Annotated in this window: 19 protein-coding genes and 1 pseudogene; 11 read left to right on the forward strand and 9 right to left on the reverse strand. The window is 70.6% G+C overall.

Annotated elements, in window-relative coordinates; translation table 11 throughout:
* Positions 1-180: 180 nt before the first annotated feature.
* Positions 181-1,344, reverse strand: coding sequence for a ribosome small subunit-dependent GTPase A (rsgA, locus tag ACFWEP_RS17110; protein ID WP_387371010.1), 1,164 nt, complete (start codon positions 1,342-1,344; stop codon positions 181-183).
* A gap of 380 nt (positions 1,345-1,724) precedes the next feature.
* On the opposite strand from rsgA, the gene ACFWEP_RS17115 reads away from it, so the two are divergent.
* The gene (locus tag ACFWEP_RS17115; protein ID WP_387371012.1) at positions 1,725-2,225 is read left to right on the forward strand and encodes a DUF5949 family protein; all 501 of its coding nucleotides are present in this window, start codon (positions 1,725-1,727) and stop codon (positions 2,223-2,225) included.
* Between the two features lie 136 nt (positions 2,226-2,361).
* Here ACFWEP_RS17115 and ACFWEP_RS17120 read toward each other — a convergent pair whose 3' ends face one another.
* From ACFWEP_RS17120 to ACFWEP_RS17140, 5 genes are all read right to left on the reverse strand, one after another.
* The gene (locus tag ACFWEP_RS17120; RefSeq protein ID WP_323180461.1) at positions 2,362-2,769 is read right to left on the reverse strand and encodes a rodlin; all 408 of its coding nucleotides are present in this window, start codon (positions 2,767-2,769) and stop codon (positions 2,362-2,364) included.
* A 573-nt stretch (positions 2,770-3,342) separates the two neighbouring features.
* Positions 3,343-3,753, reverse strand: a complete 411-nt coding sequence (locus tag ACFWEP_RS17125; protein ID WP_328718654.1) for a rodlin — start codon at positions 3,751-3,753, stop codon at positions 3,343-3,345.
* A 203-nt stretch (positions 3,754-3,956) separates the two neighbouring features.
* Entirely contained in the window at positions 3,957-4,262 is a 306-nt protein-coding gene (locus tag ACFWEP_RS17130; RefSeq protein ID WP_387371015.1) for a hypothetical protein, read from the reverse strand.
* 289 nt (positions 4,263-4,551) lie between these two features.
* Positions 4,552-4,785 (reverse strand): chaplin, encoded by a 234-nt coding sequence (locus tag ACFWEP_RS17135; protein WP_328718657.1) that lies wholly within the window; start codon positions 4,783-4,785, stop codon positions 4,552-4,554.
* A gap of 303 nt (positions 4,786-5,088) precedes the next feature.
* A complete protein-coding gene (locus ACFWEP_RS17140) occupies positions 5,089-5,490 on the reverse strand; it encodes a rodlin (protein WP_387371017.1) in 402 nt (133 codons plus the stop codon).
* A gap of 616 nt (positions 5,491-6,106) precedes the next feature.
* Between ACFWEP_RS17140 and ACFWEP_RS17145 the strand changes: the two genes are divergently transcribed.
* Positions 6,107-6,799 (forward strand): chaplin, encoded by a 693-nt coding sequence (locus ACFWEP_RS17145; RefSeq protein WP_387371019.1) that lies wholly within the window; start codon positions 6,107-6,109, stop codon positions 6,797-6,799.
* A 191-nt stretch (positions 6,800-6,990) separates the two neighbouring features.
* Here the strand turns inward: ACFWEP_RS17145 and ACFWEP_RS17150 are convergent, their stop codons facing one another.
* From ACFWEP_RS17150 to ACFWEP_RS17160, 3 genes are all read right to left on the reverse strand, one after another.
* Positions 6,991-8,214, reverse strand: a complete 1,224-nt coding sequence (locus ACFWEP_RS17150) for an acetyl-CoA C-acetyltransferase (protein ID WP_387371021.1) — start codon at positions 8,212-8,214, stop codon at positions 6,991-6,993.
* 204 nt (positions 8,215-8,418) lie between these two features.
* Positions 8,419-9,333, reverse strand: a complete 915-nt coding sequence (locus ACFWEP_RS17155) for a LysR substrate-binding domain-containing protein (protein WP_387371023.1) — start codon at positions 9,331-9,333, stop codon at positions 8,419-8,421.
* Between the two features lie 159 nt (positions 9,334-9,492).
* Positions 9,493-10,743 carry a YihY/virulence factor BrkB family protein gene (locus ACFWEP_RS17160; RefSeq protein ID WP_387371025.1) on the reverse strand — a complete coding sequence of 417 codons (1,251 nt, stop codon included), beginning with the start codon at positions 10,741-10,743 and terminating at the stop codon, positions 9,493-9,495.
* Between the two features lie 17 nt (positions 10,744-10,760).
* Here ACFWEP_RS17160 and ACFWEP_RS17165 point away from each other — a divergent pair, with 17 nt between their 5' ends.
* The 9 genes and pseudogenes from ACFWEP_RS17165 to ACFWEP_RS17205 all read left to right on the forward strand — a co-directional run.
* Positions 10,761-12,398: an acyl-CoA dehydrogenase family protein gene (locus ACFWEP_RS17165; RefSeq protein WP_387371027.1), complete on the forward strand. Its 1,638-nt coding sequence runs from the start codon at positions 10,761-10,763 to the stop codon at positions 12,396-12,398.
* Positions 12,399-12,704: 306 nt separating this feature from the next.
* Positions 12,705-13,997, forward strand: a complete 1,293-nt coding sequence (locus tag ACFWEP_RS17170) for a GAF domain-containing protein (protein WP_387371029.1) — start codon at positions 12,705-12,707, stop codon at positions 13,995-13,997.
* A gap of 97 nt (positions 13,998-14,094) precedes the next feature.
* Positions 14,095-14,727 carry a GNAT family N-acetyltransferase gene (locus tag ACFWEP_RS17175; protein WP_387371031.1) on the forward strand — a complete coding sequence of 211 codons (633 nt, stop codon included), beginning with the start codon at positions 14,095-14,097 and terminating at the stop codon, positions 14,725-14,727.
* A gap of 239 nt (positions 14,728-14,966) precedes the next feature.
* Positions 14,967-15,050 (forward strand): putative leader peptide, encoded by an 84-nt coding sequence (locus ACFWEP_RS17180; RefSeq protein WP_328723604.1) that lies wholly within the window; start codon positions 14,967-14,969, stop codon positions 15,048-15,050.
* 112 nt (positions 15,051-15,162) lie between these two features.
* Positions 15,163-16,860 (forward strand): nitrite/sulfite reductase, encoded by a 1,698-nt coding sequence (locus ACFWEP_RS17185; RefSeq protein ID WP_387371033.1) that lies wholly within the window; start codon positions 15,163-15,165, stop codon positions 16,858-16,860.
* On the forward strand, positions 16,857-17,036 hold the full coding sequence (locus tag ACFWEP_RS17190; RefSeq protein WP_358756179.1) for a hypothetical protein: 180 nt from the start codon (positions 16,857-16,859) through the stop codon (positions 17,034-17,036). Before ACFWEP_RS17185 ends, ACFWEP_RS17190 begins: the two co-directional genes overlap by 4 nt.
* Positions 17,033-17,749 carry a phosphoadenylyl-sulfate reductase gene (locus ACFWEP_RS17195; RefSeq protein ID WP_387371035.1) on the forward strand — a complete coding sequence of 239 codons (717 nt, stop codon included), beginning with the start codon at positions 17,033-17,035 and terminating at the stop codon, positions 17,747-17,749. Before ACFWEP_RS17190 ends, ACFWEP_RS17195 begins: the two co-directional genes overlap by 4 nt.
* Positions 17,750-17,772: 23 nt before the next feature.
* Positions 17,773-18,318, forward strand: a complete 546-nt coding sequence (gene cysC / locus ACFWEP_RS17200) for an adenylyl-sulfate kinase (protein ID WP_387371037.1) — start codon at positions 17,773-17,775, stop codon at positions 18,316-18,318.
* Positions 18,315-18,463, forward strand: a pseudogene (locus tag ACFWEP_RS17205) (sulfate adenylyltransferase small subunit); the annotation flags it as partial. The gene cysC and the pseudogene ACFWEP_RS17205, both read left to right, overlap by 4 nt.

The following is an 18,463-nucleotide window of genomic DNA, read 5'->3' on the forward strand; positions in this document are numbered from 1 at the left end:
GGCCACGGCCGCCCGTACGGCGGGGGCGTCGGGCTCCTCGACCGTCGTGCCCGTGTTGTCGTACATTAAATAGGACATGCCACAAATTAGCACAACCCGACCGCCGGCCGGGGGCACCGGCCCGGCGGACGCGAGGGGTGGTCCCCGAAGTGGTGAGCGTGATCCCCGAGGGACAGCCCCTTACCTGCCCCGTCCCCGCTTGGCCTCCATGGCGGACCGGCCCTCCGCTCCTCTGCGCTTCCACTCACGCAGCATCTCGGTACGGACACGGGCGTCGGTCTTGGCGACGATCCGCTGGTTCTCGCGCAGGAGCTTGCGGTAGCTGTCGAGCCGCCGGACGGAGAGCGACCCGTCCTCGATGGCTGCGGCCACCGCGCAGCCGGGCTCGGAGGCGTGGGCGCAGTCGTGGAAGCGGCAGTTTCCGGCCAGCTCCTCGATCTCCGAGAAGACCTGGCCGACGCCCGCCTCCGCGTCCCAGAGTCCGACCCCGCGCAGCCCGGGGGTGTCGATGAGGACGCCGCCGTTCGGCAGGACCAGCAGATTCCGGGTCGTGGTGGTGTGACGTCCCTTCCCGTCGACGTCACGGGTGGCCATCACCTCCATCACGTCCTCGCCGAGCAGGGTGTTGGCGAGGGTCGACTTGCCCGCGCCTGAGATGCCGATGAGCACGCTCGTACCGCTGGAGACGAGGGCGGTGAAGACGTCGACGCCCTCGCCGGTGTGCGAGCTGACGGTGAGGACCTGCGCGCCGGGGGCGACGGCGGCGACGTCCTCGGTGAGGTGCGCGAGCGTGGCCGCGTCCGGCACCAGATCCGCCTTGGTGAGGACGACCACCGTCTCGGGCTGTCCGGCGGCATCCGCCGCACCGCCCAGCAGGGCGTCGCCGCCGGAACTGGAGAGGGCGAGCGCGAGGAAGCGTTCGAGCCGCCCGAGGTCGAGTTCGACCGCGAGAGAGACGCAGATGACGATGTGGTCGATGTTGGTGGCGAGCACCTGGCCCTCGGAACGCTGCGAGGAGGTCGACCGTACGAAGGCCGTACGCCGCGGCAGCAGCGTACGGACGAACCGCGGGTCACCGTCGGGATCGACGGCCACCCAGTCCCCGGTGCAGACGATCCGCATCGGGTCGCGGGGCACGACGAACGCGGTGTCCGCCCGCAGGGTGCCAAAGGGGGTGATCACGTCGCACTGGCCCCGGTCCACCCGCACCACGCGACCGGGCAGGAGACCCTGCGCGGCGTACGGGGCGAAGGCGGCGGCCCAGTCGTCGTCCCAGCCGTAGGGCGTGAGGGGGTGCGACGGGGCCGGGAGGCCGGAGAGAGCGGTGGGAGAGGGGAAAGACAAGGGGAAACCCTTCACAGGGTGGCCCCGGCAGCGCGTCGCGCTCAGCGAGATGAAGGTCAGCCGGTGGCCACAGGGGGGAGAACAGTGCTCGTCCGATTGCGGGCAGCGCCCGTCGCCATGACAGTCATCAATGTCCTCACCTCCTGGTCCCTCGGCGGTGGTCGTCCGCCGGCTCCGTCCCGTGCGGTATCGCAGGGGAACGGTGTCCACCCTAGCCAGTCGCCCCCGGCGGCCGTCAACGGATTTTCCGGGAGCCCCGTACACGGCCGGACGCGGCTTTGCGGGCTTCCGTGGCCGCACGTCGGCATTACCCGCAGATCTCCCTCTTTCAGGTGATAGGCATGCACAACACCCGGTCCGCCACGGTTAGGGTGCCGAGCATGACCTCACCCCAGACATCCATCCACCCCTACTCACCTGCCCAGTTGGGCTCCCAGATCGTGATCGGCTGGAGCGGCCGGCATCCCGAGGGCGGGCCCGATGTGGCCTTCCTCCTGACCTACTCCCTCGGAGACGGGCAGGACGGCCCGGTGGCCGGCCAGGCCGCCATGCGGACGGCGCTCGAACGCGCCGGACTCCAGGTCGGCGGCGGAGTCGTCGACACGGCCGAGAAGTCCGGCGTCCAGGTCAAACTCCTCGTCCAGTCCGGGCAGGCGGTCCTGACGCTTCCTCATTTCACGGCGCAGTACCCGGCGCCCACCGAGTGGCTGGCCGCCGCCAGGGACCGGGGCCAGGTGTACGGCATGTTCGCGACGCGTCCGTGGCCCGAGGCGGTGCCCGGCCGGCCGGTGTCCGAGGACCAGTTGCGGGCGTTCGCCGCGAATCCCGACATCGTCGCCACCTCGGCCCACTGCATGATGCCGGTGCGCGCGCTCGGCTGACCCTGCCCGGCCTCTCCACGAAAACGACGATGTCCACCATCCCCGTGGGGTGGTGGACATCATCATGAGCGGTGGCTCACCCGCGGGTGCGGGCGGCGGCGGGGAGATTCCCGCCGACCGCCCGGCCGCGCGCGGGTCAGTTGTTGCCGGCGCCGTTGCCCGAGAGGACCGGGATGTCGTCCAGGACGTGCGACAGCGGCTCGTCGCCCTTCGCCTGCGTGGAGTTGTCCGCGCACTGCTGGTTCTGCGGGTTGGCCAGGACGTTGACGTCCTGGACCGTGATCGGGATGAGCCCGATCAGCGAGCCCACGTTGGCCTTGACCGGAACACCGAGGCACAGGTCGTTCAGCGTGCCCTGGATGAGCTGGTTCTGGGGGCTGAAGGCACCGTTGGTCTCGCTGTTGCCGACCTCCGACTCGGCGCCGTTCCCGTTGACCGTCGTGGTGCCGCCGTCGTTGCCGATCGCCAGGGCCATCGGGGCCGCGGCGACGGACAGACCGATCAGGGACACGGCCATTGCCGCGCCGGTCATCATCTTCTTCATCACGCTTCACCTTTCGGAGCGTTCCGTTGTGGAACGTATTGATCAACCCTCTGCGGAAGATTCGGTTGCGCAGCACCACTCAAATGGGTTCGATCTGGCGTGAAATAGACGCCAATGGCTTACCTTCCAGGCGTTTTATGGTGATTTCGAGCCGCCGGTACCCGGTAGCCCGAGACCGCGGTGACGGGCTCCGCCGGTCCGGGAACGCGGTTCGCCGCCTGCCACTCGGCCAACAGCCGGTCGAAGATGGGGGTGTCGCTCTCCGCGGGCCGCTGCCCGTGCGGCGGATTCTGACTGTCGTACTGGTCCATGGAGGACCCCTACCCGCACCCGGCCTTCGCGGCAGCCCACGCTGCGGCATCCGGCCCAACAGCCTGACCGACAGCCGGACCGACAGCGGTATCGGCGAGAAACGACCGCGGCCCGGACACGACGAAGGGCCTGCCCCGCCGGACGGCCGAAAGATCGGTCGTGCGACGGAACAGGCCCCGCGCTCAATCCAGCGCCGGTGAACGGGACGGCCTCGGGTGCGGGACGCGCGTCCTCGCGGCGTCACGCCCGCACCCGTGGGTGTCAGCTGTTGCCGGTGCCGTTGCCCGAGAGGATCGGGATACCGTCCAGGATGTGCGACAGCGCCTCGTCGCCCTTCGCCTGGGTGGAGTTCTCGGTGCACTGCTGGTTCTGCGGCGAGGACAGCACGTTGATGTCCTGGACCGTGATCGGGACCAGTCCGATGAGCGAACCGAGGTTGGCCTTGGCCGGCAGGGCGATGCAGGGCTTGTTCAGCGAGCCCTGGATGAGCGCGAACTGCGGGCTCCAGTCGCCGTGGGTGGCGGAGTTGCCGTAGGACTGCACGGCACCGTTGCCGTTGACGGACGTGGTGCCGCCGTCGTTGCCGATGGCCATCGCGGAGGGCGCGAAGGCGGCGGAGACGCCGACGACGGAGGCCGCGACGGCAGCGGAGGCCATAATCTTCTTGAACATGGAAATGCCCTTCTTGAAATGTCTACGAGCCCGCCTGTCCGGAGCGACCTGATCAACTCTCGGGTGCGGGATTGGTTGCGGCGGTTCACTCAAATGGTGCTGCGGCCGCGGAAGTCGGCGCTCGGCACGGACCGGTCCGACGCATCGGCGCCTTCCACAGGCGGGACCTGCGGAAAGGCGTGGACGGGCTGAGCGACCGTTCGTCAGCCGCCGAGCGAAAGCCCGCCGAGGAGCGGCGTCGCACCCTTGGCGGCACTCTTCGCCTCACCGGCGAGCTTGCCGACGGTGCCGTCCTTCTTCATGGTCTCCGTCGCGCCTTCCACCGTGCCGCCGAGTGCGTCGACGACCTGCGGAGTGTTGTCCATGACCTGGTTGAGGCCGGTGTCGAGACTGAAGACGGGGGCCGTGGAGGTTTCCGCGGCGGCTTCCGCGACGGCGAACGCGGGGGCGGCCGTTCCGAGGGCGACCACCGAACCGGCAAGGAGCGCGGCAGTCTTCGCGTACTTCACTTTCAGCTTCCCTTCCGGAGCAGCAGCCGTGTCGGCCCTTCAGGGCGACCTCACACAAGCCTTCCGTGGCTGTGACTCCTGCCGCTCGCACCAGGACAACGAGCCCGGGACGGCCCCGGAAACTGCGTGCGGGCGGAATTCTTCCCGACGCCCCCGACTCCCGGGACATACCGCCGCTCACGGACCGGCAGGATTTTTCCGGTAAATTCTTTCCGGTAAAGGCGAAGGCCCCGGGTCACCGAAGCGATCCGGGGCCGACCATGGATGAGCTCGCTCACCCGGGCCTATTTCAGGCGTTGACGCAGGTGTTGCCGAAGGCCGGGTTCAGCAGGCCGATCACGTTGATCGTGTTGCCGCAGAGGTTGATCGGAATGTGGACCGGGACCTGGATGACGTTCCCGGAGATAACACCCGGGGAACCGGCGGCGACGCCCTCGGCGCCGGCATCGGCCATGGCGGGGGCAGCGGCACCCAGCGCCATCAGGGTTCCGGCGGCGACGGCGGCAACCTTGGTGTACTTCATTTTCATCCCTTTCTCGCGGCGGAGGCCGAGGCGGTCACGTACTTCGTGCCGCACGAGCGTTCTGAAAGACCGCTCGCAACTCCGACGCTTTCCTTCATAACGAGGAGCGGGCGGAATCGAAACTCCCTCAGGGAGATTCTCCGGAAATCCACCCGCATGGTGTGATGATCCGACGGCCACCAGTGTCGCGACAGGCACGCGGACACAGGCGGGCCGCCGCGCACTGCCGAAGAACGGCAGCGGACGGGCCCGGGCCGCACGGGGAGGAAGGCCGTCGGCCCGGGCCCTCCGGCGTGCGTTTGATCAGTTGTTGCCGGTGCCGTTGCCGGAGAGGATCGGGATGTCGTCCAGGATGTGCGACAGCGCCTCGTCGCCCTTCGCCTGGGTCGAGTTCTCCGTGCACTGCTGGTTCTGCGGCGAGGACAGCACGTTGACGTCCTGGACCGAGATCGGGATGGCCCCGATGAGCGAACCGAGGTTGGCCTTGAGCGGCAGACCGACACAGGGCTTGTTGAGCGACCCCTGGACCAGACCGAACTGCGGGCTCCAGTCGCCGTTCGTCTCGGCGTTGCCGTAGGAGTGAGTGGCTCCGTTGCCGTTGACCGAAGTGGTGCCGCCGTCGTTGCCGATGGCCATGGCCTGCGTGGCCCCGAGACCGAGGATGGATGCGGCGACGGCACCCGTCGCCAGAACCTTCTTGATCACGATTAACCCTTCTCGTACTCGTTGCCCCGTGGAGGGGAGCGGCCTGATCAACTCGCCGCCCGCCGTTTGGTTCTCCGCGTTCACCCGATTGCCGGGGAGCCCCTTGGCCCACCTGGTAAAACGCGGAGATTCACGCCCGTCCGAGTGGGCATCCGACCGCACGTACGAGACTTCTGCGGGCCCGCCGGAGCCTCCCCCTCAGGCACTCACCGGACCGAAGATCCTCCCGGGCCTTCCCGCATTCCGGCACGGCGGACAAATTGCACTATTTGCTGCCCTGCTCGGCATACGGAATTACGCCGCGGAGAGCCCTCTCCCGCAAGGGCCGCAGGGGGCGGACTCTCGCCGAACGGGCGCAGCACAAGGGTTGGTTGAGGCAACTACTTATCAGACAGAGCGTCATTTCGCGTATTCACGAGTAATCCGTACGAGTGATTGAGAATTTTCCAGAACTTCCCGAGTTTCCATCACGGTCCCGCTTCGTTAGGGCTGTTATCCAGCGCACACGTGGGACGTCCGTCCGCCAAGGTCTCCGGCCCCGGTCGCACAGTGGCACCCGCCCGGTCATACCTCGGGCGCGACCAGTTGTACGGAAATTTCCAAGGAAGAGCAGGAAATGCGACAGGTTCTGAAGAAAAGCACGTTGCTCATCGCCGCCGCCTCGGGGCTCCTCTCCGTAGCCGGTGGGCAGGCGTTCGCGGACGCCGACGCGTCCGGCGCGGCGGTCGGCTCCCCGGGGGTGGGCTCCGGAAACGTGGCCCAGGTCCCCGTCCACATCCCGGTCAATCTGTGCGGCAACACGGTGAACGTCATCGCGCTGCTCAACCCGGCGTTCGGCAACACCTGCGCCAACACGAGCACGCCCGACGTCCCGCCTGTTCAGCCCCCGGTCCAGCCGCCTGTTCAGCCCCCGGTCCAGCCGCCTGTTCAGCCCCCGGTGGACCCGCCGGTCGAGCCGCCTGTTCAGCCCCCGGTGGACCCGCCGGTCGAGCCGCCTGTTCAGCCCCCGGTGGACCCGCCGGTCGAGCCCCCGGTCGAGCCGCCGGTTCAGCCGCCGGTCGAGCCGCCTGTTCAGCCGCCGGTCGAGCCCCCGGTGGACGTCCCTCCGACCGACGTGCCGCCTACCGACGTCCCGCCCGTCGACGTACCTCCGACCGACGTCCCGCCCGTCGACACCCCCGTGGCGCCGACTCCGCCGGAGCTGGCCGAGACCGGTGCGGCCGAGACCGGTCTGGCCGCGGGTGCGAGCGCCGCGATGCTGCTCGGCGGGGTGCTGCTGATGCGCCGCGCCCGGGACGCACGCAACTGACGTACGCGGACACCGAGGCCCGGCCGGGGAGCGAGCGCTTCCCGGCCGGGCCTTTTGCTGTTCCGGGAGCCCGGCCCCGAGAAAGAGGTAAGCGTCGACACCCCTGCTTCACCTGCGGTTTCCCGCCAGTGGTCGTGCCCGCTCGCGGTGGTGACACCCCTTCCGGTATCGCCGGCGGGCGGTGCGCCCCGTCAGACGGCGACCCGCTCGAAGATCGCGGCGAGTCCCTGCCCGCCACCGACGCACATGGTCTCCAGGCCGTAGCGGGCGCCGCTGCGGTGCATCTCCCTGCTGAGGGTGGCCAGGATGCGGGCGCCAGTGGCGCCGACGGGGTGACCGAGGGAGATGCCGGAGCCGTTGACGTTGATCCGTTGCTCGTGGTCCTTCTCACCGAGGCCCAACTCGCGGGTGCAGGCGAGGACCTGGGCGGCGAACGCCTCGTTGATCTCGATGAGGTCGAGGTCGGCGAGGGTGAGTCCGGCACGCTCCAGCGCCGTCCGGGTGGCGGGAACCGGACCGATACCCATGGTGGCGGCGGGAACACCGGCGCGCGCGAAGGAGACCAGCCTCACCAGCGGCGTCAGGCCCAGGCGTTCGGCCGTGGCGGCGCTGGTGACGAGGCAGGCGGCAGCTGCGTCGTTCTGGCCGCTGGCGTTGCCGGCGGTGACCGTCGCGTCGGGGTCGGCCTTGCCCAGCACCGGTCGCAGCGAGGCCAGTTGCTCGGCGGTCGTGTCGGGGCGGGGGTGCTCGTCGGCAGTGACGGTCCGCTCTCCCTCACGGGTCCGGACCGTGACGGGGACGGTCTCCTCGCCGTAGCGGCCCTCGGCGGCGGCCCGGGCTGCGCGTCGCTGGGAGCGCAGGGCGAGCGCGTCCTGGTCCTCCCGGCTGATTCCGTACGTCCTGCGCAGGTTCTCGGCCGTCTCGATCATGCCGCCGGGGACGGGGTGGTGGAGGCCGCCGGCGGTGGCCCGGCCGCGTGCGAGGGAGTCGTGGAGCTGGAGGCCGGGGCCCTTGATGCCCCAGCGGCCTTCGTGGGTGTAGTAGGGGGCGGCGCTCATGACGTCGACTCCACCCGCGATCACCACCTCGCTGAAGCCGGCCCGGACCTGCATCGCCGCGTCCAGGACGGCTTGGAGACCCGAGCCGCAACGCCGGTCGATCTGCGTGCCCGTGACGGTGGCGGGCAGCCCCGCGTCGAGCGCGGCGACCCGGCCGATGGCGGGTGCTTCGGAGCTCGGGTAGGAGTGGCCGAGGACGACTTCGTCGATCCTCTCCGGGTCGATGCCGGTGCGCGCGACGAGTTCGGAGATGACGCGTGCCGCGAGCGCGGCGGGGGTCGACCGCGCGAAGGAGCCGCCGAAACGGCCGATCGGGGTGCGCAGCGGTTCGCAGACGACGACGTCGAGCGGGTCCATCACGGTGGGGCCTCTCTCTGCGGGTAAGGCTCACGGCCGGGGCGGCGTACGCGGGTACTCCGGCGTTGCGTGCGCGGGTGCCTGCGGGGCGCGCGGGTCTCCACGGGGCGCGGGCCCGGGCGTTCCGTGCCCCACACGACCCTCGCACCCGGCGACTGAGTCGGTCCAATACCGAAATGGCCCTGATTCAGGACGATCGGCGTCTCAATCGGACGTGGCCGGGCGCACGGGCGGGGTGGGCAGCGCCTGCGCGGCCACGGCGAGCACCGCCCGCAGAGCGGCCGAGGGGTTGTCCTCCCGCCAGGCGAGTGCGGTGTGGCGGCGTACGGGCGGACCGGCGAGGGGGCGGTGGACGAGTCCGTTCTGCTGGATGTGCCCGCAGGAGCTGACGGTCAGGGTCACGCCCACTCCGGCCGCGACCAGCGCCATGATCGTGTACGAGTCGGGGGCCTCCTGCACCACGTGCGGGGTGAACCCGTGGGCCGCGCAGGCCTGCTCCATCGCGTCCCGGACGGTGGAGCCCGCGTCGGCCGGGAAGGAGACGAACGCTTCGTCGGCGAGCGCGCCGAGCGGCACGGCGGGCAGGCCTGCGAGCGGGTGGTCGCAGGGGAGCGCGCAGATGAGCTCCTCCTCGCCGATCACCCGGTGGGCGACGCCCGGCCCGCTCACCGGCAACCGTACGAACCCGAGGTCGAGCGAGCCGTCGGCGACCCGGGCCAGGGCCACGTTCGCGTAGGTCTGACCGGTCATGACCAGTTCGAGGCCGGGGTGTGCGGCGCGGACGGCACGGGTGAGCCTCGGCAGGGTCTCGTGGGAGGAGGCCCCCGCGAAGCCGATGGTGACTTTGCCGTACTCGCCCCGCCCGGCGGCCCGGGCGACACCGACGGCGGTGTCCAGTCCGGCCAGGACCTGGCGCACGGGTTCGAGGAAGGACTCCCCCGCACTGGTCAGCCGTACGGAGCGGGTACTGCGCTCGAAGAGCTGGACGCCGAGTTCCTTCTCCAGCCCGCGGATCTGCCGGCTGAGGGGCGGCTGGGCCATCCGGAGCCGTCGGGCGGCGCGACCGAAGTGCAACTCCTCGGCCACTGCGACGAAGCCCATCAGATGGCGCAGTTCCACGGATTCCCCCGTCCGGAGCGGACCGCCCGGCGGTCCGGTACGGGACGGTCCGGACCCGAGGGTAACGCCGTGGCCGTGGCGGGCGACACACGCGGTGGCGGTCATCGCGGCCGGGACCGGGCCTGCCGAACGCCTGCGGTCGGGCGGACGGTCCCTCGACTACTTCGGCGCCCCCGGCCGCCAGGTGGAGCCGCCGGCCGTACCGTCGGCGGACTCCTTCGACTCCTGGCGCTCCTTGTCGTCCCGGTGCGCCTTGCTCTCCCTGGATTCCCTCGGCTCCTTGTCCCAGGCCGCGTGCAGCCGGGACCTCAGGTCGTCCGGGGGCAGGAAGCGGGACCAGCGTTCCGGGTACTCGGAGGGCATGTCGCCGCCCTCGTCGACGCCGTCCTCCTCGTCGTCGGCGTACATCGCCCAGGCCGAGGGCCGGGTCCGGGCCACGAATTCGGCGGCCTGGGCGGCGCGGGCGAGGTCGTTGGCCTCACGGGCCTCGGCCGTGGCCAGGGACGGCCACACCCGGTCGATGGCCGCGTTCACCGCGGCGCCGACGAGCACCGCGAAAGCGGAGACGCCGATCCACAGGAGTACGGCGATGGGGGCCGCCAGGGAGCCGTAGATCGTCGGGCCCTCGACGGTGCTGGTCAGGTAGAAGCGCAGGACGAAGCTGCCGATCACCCACATCCCCAGGGCCACCAGAGCGCCCGGTACGTCCTCCATCCAGGGCGACCGCACGGGGACGGACACGTGGTAGAGGGTCGTCAGGAACGCGATGGTCAGCAGGATGACCAGGGGCCAGTAGAGGACGGCCAGGACCTCGGTGCCCCAGGGGACCAGTTCGACCACCCGGTCCGGGCCCGCCACCAGCAGCGGCAGCACCACCGCCCCCAGCAGCAGGGCGACGACGTACAACAGGAAAGCGAGCAGGCGGGTCTTGACGATGCCGCGCTGCCCGTCGAGTCCGTACATGACGGTGATGGTCTCGACGAAGACGTTCACCGCGCGGGAGCCCGACCACAGGGCGATGGCGAAGCCGATGGAGATGACGTCGGGGCGGGCCCCGTTGGTGATGTCGTCCAGGAGCGGTTTGGCGAAGTCGTTGACACCGCGCTCGGAGAGGACGGTCTGCGCGGCGTCGAGGATGTTCCGCTCGATGGAGGCGACCGTGGTGGTCGAGGTCCAGTCGTCGACGTACCCGAGGAGGCCGATCAGGCCGAGCAACAGGGGCGGCAAGGACAGCAGGGTGAAGAACGCCGCCTCGGCCGCGAGCCCGAGGATTCGGTACTCCATGCACGAGTTGACGGTGTCCTTGAGCAGATGCCACGCCATCTGCCGCTTGGAGACGTTGCGGTAGAGAACTCGGGCACGGTGGAGTCGGCTCGATCTCCGCTCGGGTGTTTCATTTGCTGCCTGCACGTCCTTACCGTATCGGCATGGCAGCCACCACCCACACAGTGACCAATCAGGTACCGCCGCTGGTCGGCTACGACGTCTTCGGCGCGGACCGCGCCCTGTCCGAAGCGGTGGAACGACATCTCGCGCCCGGAATCCTGCTCCAGGCACGGCAGGAGCTGAACACGCTCGGACAGGCGGCCGGATCGGCCCAGGTCCAGGAGTGGGGGGCGCTGGCGAACGAGAATCCACCGAAACTGCGCACTCACGACCGATACGGACACCGGATCGACGAGGTCGAATTTCACCCGGCCTGGCACCGGCTGCTGGGCCACGCCGTGACCGCCGGTCTCACCGACGCCTGGGGCAGGGAGAGCGGCCACGTGCGGCGGGCCGCGGGCTTCCTGGTCTGGACGCAGGCCGAGGCGGGGCACGGCTGCCCACTGTCGATGACGCACGCGGCGGTGCCCGCGCTCCGTACCGACCCGGCGCTCGCCGCCGTGTGGGAGCCGCTGCTGACCTCGCACGTGTACGAGGAGGGGCTGCGGCCCGCCGCGGAGAAGTCCGGGGTCCTGTTCGGCATGGGGATGACCGAGAAACAGGGCGGTACGGACGTCCGCTCCAACACGACCGGGGCCGAGCGGCTGGCCGCCGACGGCGAGTACCTGCTCACCGGGCACAAGTGGTTCTGCTCCGCGCCGATGTCGGACGGCTTCCTGGTGCTGGCCCAGGCGCCGGGTGGTCTGACCTGTTTCCTGGTGCCGCGGGTGCTGCCGGACGGCACCAGGAACGTGTTCGCGATCCAGCGGCTCAAGGACAAGCTGGGCAACAGGTCCAACGCGTCGAGCGAGGTCGAGTTCGACGGGACGTGGGCCCGCAGGGTCGGCGAGGAGGGCCGGGGGGTGCGCACCATCATCGAGATGGTCGCGGCGACCCGCCTGGACTGCGTCGTCGGTTCCGCCGCGCTGATGCGGCAGGCGGTGGCGCAGGCGATCCACCACAGCACCCACCGGAGCGCGTTCGGCGGGCTGCTGATCGAGAAGCCGCTGATGCGCAACGTGCTCGCCGACCTCGCGCTGGAATCGGAGGCGGCGACGGTGCTGGGGATGCGGCTGGCCGCCGCGTACGACGCCGACACCGAGGAGGAACGCGCGTTCCTGCGGCTCGCCGTGCCGGCCGCGAAGTACTGGGTGACCAAGCGGTGCACCGCGGTGGTGGGCGAGGCGCTGGAGTGCCTGGGCGGCAACGGGTACGTCGAGGAGTCCGGGATGCCCCGGCTGCTGCGGGAGGCGCCGCTCAACTCCATCTGGGAGGGCTCCGGCAATGTGCAGGCTCTCGACGTGCTGCGCGCCCTCCAGCGGGAGCCGAGGGCGCTGGACGCGCTGCTGCGGGAGGTCGGAAAGGCGCGGGGAGCCGATCACCGGCTGGACGGGGCGATCAAGGACCTGCTGACCGAACTGGCCGATCTGGACGGCGTCGAGGCGCGGGCCCGGCGGATCGTCGAGCGGATGGCGCTGGTGCTCCAGGGGTCGCTGCTGGTGCGCTGGGCGCCGCCGGAGGTCGCCGACGCGTTCTGCGCCTCGCGGTTGGGCGGCGACTGGGGCTCGGCGTTCGGGACGCTGCCGCACACCCTCGATCTGGCCTCCGTCGTCGACCGGGCACGGCCGACGACTCCCTGACGGACGACGGGCCGGGCGCGGTTCCCGGCGGCGGGCGGACCGGGCACAGCGAAGGAGGGTGGTGCTGCGCCGACACGGCACCACCCTCCACGCCGGTGCTGCACCGGGCGGCGCCGGCGCGAAGCCGTGCCGAACGGTGTGGACACATTCTCACCGTTCGCCCGAGGCTTGGCCAGAGTTGCAAAGGGTTGCAAGCGGGGCGGGGGCGTGGAACGCGCGGGCCCCCGCCGGCGACAGGATGAGTACCTTGGTGCCTCGACCGGGGCCCGAGGCACCTTTTGTGGGGGGAAACTCGTGAAACCAGCGATGGAGACAGGCGCCGCCCGAACCGCCCCTCCGGCTTCCGGGCCGGCACCCGTCGACGCGGTGCGCCGGGCTCGCGAGGCACGGCTGTCCGGCCGGCGCGCGGCCGCGCCCCGGGCGGAGATCGACGCCTCCTGGTCCAGGGTGCTGCGCAGCGGGGTGGACCCGGAGCGGGCGCCGGACGGGCCGCTGATGGAGGCGGAGGAGATCGAGCACCAGCGGCGTGCCACGGCGCTCGGCACGGTGATGCCGTTGCTGCGCGAGGGGCTGGCGGCCTTCGCGGACGGCACGAGGCAGATCATGGTGGTCAGCGACGCGAAGGGGCGCGTGCTGTGGCGGCAGGGCGACCGTTCCGTGATGCGGCGGGCGGAAGGCATCCTGCTGGAGGAAGGCGCCACGTGGACCGAGCCGGTGATAGGGACCAACGCGATCGGTACGTCGCTGGCCGCGCGTACCCCCGTTCGGGTGCACTCCGCGGAGCATTTCGTGAACGCCCTGCAGAGCTGGACGTGCGCGGCGGCGCCGGTCCGCGACCCGCGTGACGGGCGCCTGATCGGCATCGTCGACATCAGCGGTCCGGAGTCCACCTTCCACCCGGCGACGCTGGCCCTGGTGGACTCGGTGGCCAAGCTCGCCGAGAGCGAGATACGCAACCGGCATCTGGCGACGATCGAGCGGCTGCGGTCGGTGGCCGCGCCGATTCTCTGCCGGATCGGTGGCCGGGCCCTCGCCGTGGACGCCCACGGCTGGCTGGCGGCGGTGGCCGGGATGCCGCCGGTGGACCGGCTGCCGCTGCCCAAGTCGCTCGCCCCCGGACGGGTGTGGTTCCCGTCGCTGGGGATGTGCCGGGTGGAGCCGCTGCCCGGAGGCTGGCTGGTCCAGGTGGTGGACGGGGCGTCCACGAACGCCTCGGACGGGCCGCCGCGCCGGGTGGTGCTGGACCTGGGGCGGGCCGGGCAGCCGGTGGTGCACGTGGCGGGTCCGGTGGGGACCTGGACGCAGCGGCTCTCGCCCCGGCACGCGGAGATGCTGTACGCGCTGGCCCTGCGCAAAGAGGGATGTACGGCCTCCCAGCTGGCGCGGGACATCTTCGGCGACGGCACCCGCACGGTGACGGTCCGCGCCGAGATCTCCCGGATGCGCCGTCACCTCGCGGAAGTGCTGGCCCACCGCCCGTACCGCTTCCGGGAGGGGGTCGACGTGCAGGTCGTCCACCCGGACGAACCGGCCGATCTACTGCCGCACTCGACCGCACCGGTGGTGGTGCGGGCCAGGGCCTCGGCGGGGAACTCCTGAGGGCGTGCGTGCGGGAGTCCCCGGTGGCGTCCGGATCCTCGGCGCGTCCGGGGACCCGCCGCCCCGGTCCGGCACCGGTCGTGGTTCGCTGACGCCCATGAACAGCCCCGATCGCCCCACGGCTCCCACAGCTCCCACAGCTCCCACAGCTCCCACAGCTCCCACGGTCGACGTGACCACCTGGTCCCTGGAGCAGACCTCTCCCACCGATCTCGCGCCCGCGAAGGCGCCGGACGACGACGTACGGATCGTCCGGGCCGAGGTGCCGTCGCCGGAGTTCAGCCGTTTCCTCTACACGGCGGTCGGCGGGGACGTCCGGTGGACGGACCGGCTCGACCTGACCTACGCGCAGTGGCAGGAGATCGTGGACCGGCCGGGGGCCGAGACGTGGGTGGCGTACGTCGACGGGACACCGGCCGGGTACGTCGAGCTGGACCCGCAGGACGACGGTGTCGTGGAGATCATGTACTTCGGGCTCGTCCCCGCCTTCCGGGGGCGCCGGATCGGTGGCCATCTGCTGAGTCGGGGAACCGAGCGCGCCTGGGATCTCGCCGGGCGGTGGCCCGGCCGGCCGGCGACCCGACGGGTGTGGGTGCACACCTGCTCGCTGGACGGCCCGCACGCCCTGGCCAACTACGAGCGCCGGGGGTACCGGCTCTTCGACACCACGGTCGCGCCGGAGCCGGAGGTGGCGGCACCCGGGCCATGGCCGGGGGCGTTCCCGGCGTGAGCGGGGGCGTTCCAGGCGTGAGCGGGACGGACGGACCGCCGCTGAGCTGGGTGTCCAGCAGCTGAACACCCGTCTGATGGAGGACCGGTGGGCATCTTTTGGACATAGCGGGGCCGATGCGGACCTACCGGAGGTACGTCCGGGTGATGCAAACCACATCGTCTCACCGTGCGAGACGATCTCGTCCGGATGATGGATAGGGATGGACTGGCCAGAGATGCGCGTGACACGCTTCCGTCATGCCTGGAACTGGAATTGCCTTGGTGAGTCGACGCCACGTCGACCTCTGCCGCATGTCCAGCGCCATCTGTCCGGCGGGCTGAGAGTCCCAGCACCGCCGCGCTCCCCCTCCTCTGCAAGCCCCGCCGCACCACCGCGTCCACGCGAGTGCGCAGCTCAGAGCCGCCCTCCCGCAGTCCCGAAGGACGTATTGTCATGGCCGCTACCCCTGAACAGCCTGCGACCACCACGCCTCGCCGCAAGGCCGGACGCCACCGCGGCGAGGGCCAGTGGGCGATGGGGCATTACACCCCCCTCAACGGGAACGAGCAGTTCAAGAAGGACGACGACGCTCTCAACGTGCGGGCACGCATCGAGAACATCTACTCCAAGCGCGGTTTCGACTCGATCGACCCGAACGACCTTCGCGGACGCATGCGTTGGTGGGGCCTCTACACCCAGCGCAAGCCCGGGATCGACGGCGGCAAGACCGCCGTGCTGGAGCCGGAGGAGCTGGACGACCGCTTCTTCATGCTCCGGGTGCGCATCGACGGCGGCCGGCTGACCTCCGCCCAGCTGCGGGTGATCGGTGAGATCTCCCAGCAGTACGCCCGCGGCACCGCGGACATCACCGACCGGCAGAACATCCAGCTGCACTGGATCGCCATCGAGGACGTCCCGGCCATCTGGGAGAAGCTGGAGGCAGTCGGGCTCTCGACCACCGAGGCCTGCGGCGACTGCCCCCGCGTGATCATCGGCTCGCCGGTGGCGGGCATCGCGGCCGACGAGATCATCGACGGCACGCCGGCGGTGGACGAGATCCACGAGCGGTACATCGGCAGCAAGGAATTCTCCAACCTGCCGCGGAAGTTCAAGACCGCGATCTCCGGTTCGCCGGTCCAGGACGTGGTCCACGAGATCAATGACATCGCCTTCGTCGGCGTCGAGCACCCGGAGCACGGTGCCGGGTTCGACGTCTGGGTCGGCGGCGGGCTCTCCACCAACCCGCGCTTCGCCGAACGGCTCGGCGCCTGGGTGCCGTTGGACGAGGTACCCGACGTGTGGGCCGGGGTCGTCGGTATCTTCCGCGACTACGGCTACCGCCGTCTGCGCACCCGCGCCCGGCTGAAGTTCCTGATGGCCGACTGGGGTCCCGCCAAGTTCCGCCAGGTGCTGGAGGACGAGTACCTGAAGCGTCCGCTGCTCGACGGCCCCGCCCCCGCGCAGCCCACCTCCCGCTGGCGCGACCACATCGGTGTGCACCAGCAGAACGACGGCAACTTCTACGTCGGCTTCGCCCCGCGCGTCGGCCGGGTGGACGGTTCGACGCTCACCAAGATCGCGGACCTCGCCGCCGCGCACGGTTCGGACCGGCTGCGCACCACCGTCGAGCAGAAGATGATCGTCCTCGACGTGGCGCCCGACCAGGTGGACTCACTGGTCGAAGGGCTGGAGGCACTGGACTTCCAGGTGCGGCCCTCGTCCTTCCGGCGCGGCACGATGGCCTGCACCGGCATCGAGTTCTGCAAGCTGGCGATCGTCGAGACGAAGGCGCGCGGCGCCTCGCTCATCGACGAACTGGAGCGCCGCCTGCCGGAGTTCGACGAGCCGCTCACCATCAACATCAACGGGTGCCCCAACGCCTGTGCCCGCATCCAGACCGCGGACATCGGTCTCAAGGGGCAGCTGATGCTGGACGGCGAAGGCAAGCAGGTCGAGGGCTACCAGGTGCACCTGGGCGGCGCGCTCGGCCTGGAGGCCGGCTTCGGCCGCAAGGTCCGTGGCCTGAAGGTCACTTCGGCCGAGCTGCCGGACTACGTCGAGCGGGTACTCGGTCGTTACCAGGAGGAGCGCGAAGAGGGCGAGCGCTTCGCCACCTGGGCGGCGCGGGCCACCGCGGAGTCGCTGTCATGAGCGAGCGAGCCGCGCCGTTCTACTGCCCGTACTGCGGCGACGAGGATCTGCGCCCGCACGAGACCGGGCACGGCGCCTGGGAATGCGCTTCCTGCAACCGAGCGTTCCAGCTGAAGTTCCTGGGCCTGCTGACCCAGGGACTGCTGCGCAACGACGGTGAGGGGGAGCGGACATGACGAACACTCTGCGGGCCGAGGGGCTCACCGACGCAGAGCTGGAGGAACTCGCCGAGCAGGCGGGCCGGGAACTGGAGGACGCTTCGGCGCTCGACATTCTGGCCTGGGCGGCGGACACCTTCGGCGAGCGGTTCTGCGTCACCTCGTCGATGGAGGACGCGGTGGTGGCCCACCTCGCCTCCCGGGCCAGGCCCGGCGTGGACGTGGTCTTCCTCGACACGGGCTACCACTTCCCCGAGACCATCGGGACGCGGGACGCGGTGGAGGCGGTGATGGACGTGCGGGTCATCACCCTGACCCCTCGCCAGTCGGTGGCCGAACAGGACGCCGAGTACGGACCGAAGCTGCACGACCGCGACCCCGACCTGTGCTGCGCGCTGCGCAAGGTGAAGCCGCTCGAAGAGGGGCTGACCGCGTACAGCGCCTGGGCGACCGGGCTGCGCCGTGACGAGTCCCCGACCCGGGCGGGCACCCCGGTGGTCGGCTGGGACGCCAAGCGCCGCAAGGTGAAGGTGTCGCCGATCGCCCGCTGGACGCAGGACGACGTGGACGCCTACGTGCTGGAGCACGGGGTGCTCACCAACCCTTTGCTGATGGACGGTTACACCTCCGTCGGCTGCGCGCCCTGCACCCGCCGGGTGCAGGAGGGCGAGGACGCGCGCGCCGGCCGCTGGGCGGGCCGGGGCAAGACCGAGTGCGGGCTGCACGGCTGATGACGACTGATCAGGAGATATCGATGAGCGTGACGGGGACGGGAGCCACCGTCTGGCTGACCGGTCTGCCGAGCGCGGGCAAGACCACCATCGCGTACGAACTCGCGGGCCGGCTGAAAGGCGACGGCCACCGGGTGGAGGTCCTCGACGGCGACGAGATCCGGGAGTTCCTCTCCGCGGGCCTCGGCTTCTCCCGCGAGGACCGCCACACGAACGTGCAGCGGATCGGCTTCGTCGCCGAACTGCTCGCGGCGAACGGCGTGAAGGTGCTGGTTCCGGTGATCGCTCCGTACGCGGACAGCCGTGACGCCGTCCGCAAGCGGCACCACTCCGAGGGCACCCCCTTCCTGGAGGTGCACGTGGCCACGCCCGTCGAGGTGTGCTCCGTGCGCGACGTGAAGGGGCTGTACGCCAAGCAGGCCGCGGGCGAGATCAGCGGCCTCACCGGGGTCGACGACCCCTACGAGGCACCCGAATCACCCGACCTGCGCATCGAGTCGCACCAGCAGACCGTGCAGGAGTCCGCAAGCGCGCTCCACGCGCTGCTCACCGAGAGGGGCCTGGCGTGACGTCCGTCGCCACCGTGCCGGAAGGCACCGTCAACCCGTACGCGCTCAGCCACCTGGACTCGCTGGAGTCGGAGGCGGTGCACATCTTCCGCGAGGTGGCGGGGGAGTTCGAGCGGCCGGTGATCCTCTTCTCCGGCGGCAAGGA

This window comes from Streptomyces sp. NPDC060198 (assembly GCF_042728415.1).
Taxonomy (GTDB): Bacteria; Actinomycetota; Actinomycetes; order Streptomycetales; family Streptomycetaceae; genus Streptomyces.

Bases quoted from the DNA above. Each gene is read 5' to 3' on its own strand.
- ACFWEP_RS17150 (WP_387371021.1), bottom strand. From the start codon at position 8,214: ATGGACCCGCTCGACGTCGTCGTCTGCGAACCGCTGCGCACCCCGATC.
- ACFWEP_RS17135 (WP_328718657.1), bottom strand. From the start codon at position 4,785: ATGAAGTACACCAAGGTTGCCGCCGTCGCCGCCGGAACCCTGATGGCG.
- ACFWEP_RS17185 (WP_387371033.1), top strand. From the start codon at position 15,163: ATGGCCGCTACCCCTGAACAGCCTGCGACCACCACGCCTCGCCGCAAG.
- cysC (WP_387371037.1), top strand. From the start codon at position 17,773: ATGAGCGTGACGGGGACGGGAGCCACCGTCTGGCTGACCGGTCTGCCG.
- ACFWEP_RS17120 (WP_323180461.1), bottom strand. From the start codon at position 2,769: ATGAAGAAGATGATGACCGGCGCGGCAATGGCCGTGTCCCTGATCGGT.
- ACFWEP_RS17165 (WP_387371027.1), top strand. From the start codon at position 10,761: ATGGCAGCCACCACCCACACAGTGACCAATCAGGTACCGCCGCTGGTC.
- ACFWEP_RS17190 (WP_358756179.1), top strand. From the start codon at position 16,857: ATGAGCGAGCGAGCCGCGCCGTTCTACTGCCCGTACTGCGGCGACGAG.
- ACFWEP_RS17125 (WP_328718654.1), bottom strand. From the start codon at position 3,753: ATGTTCAAGAAGATTATGGCCTCCGCTGCCGTCGCGGCCTCCGTCGTC.
- ACFWEP_RS17115 (WP_387371012.1), top strand. From the start codon at position 1,725: ATGACCTCACCCCAGACATCCATCCACCCCTACTCACCTGCCCAGTTG.
- ACFWEP_RS17195 (WP_387371035.1), top strand. From the start codon at position 17,033: ATGACGAACACTCTGCGGGCCGAGGGGCTCACCGACGCAGAGCTGGAG.
- ACFWEP_RS17180 (WP_328723604.1), top strand. From the start codon at position 14,967: ATGCCTGGAACTGGAATTGCCTTGGTGAGTCGACGCCACGTCGACCTC.
- ACFWEP_RS17170 (WP_387371029.1), top strand. From the start codon at position 12,705: ATGGAGACAGGCGCCGCCCGAACCGCCCCTCCGGCTTCCGGGCCGGCA.
- ACFWEP_RS17175 (WP_387371031.1), top strand. From the start codon at position 14,095: ATGAACAGCCCCGATCGCCCCACGGCTCCCACAGCTCCCACAGCTCCC.
- ACFWEP_RS17145 (WP_387371019.1), top strand. From the start codon at position 6,107: ATGCGACAGGTTCTGAAGAAAAGCACGTTGCTCATCGCCGCCGCCTCG.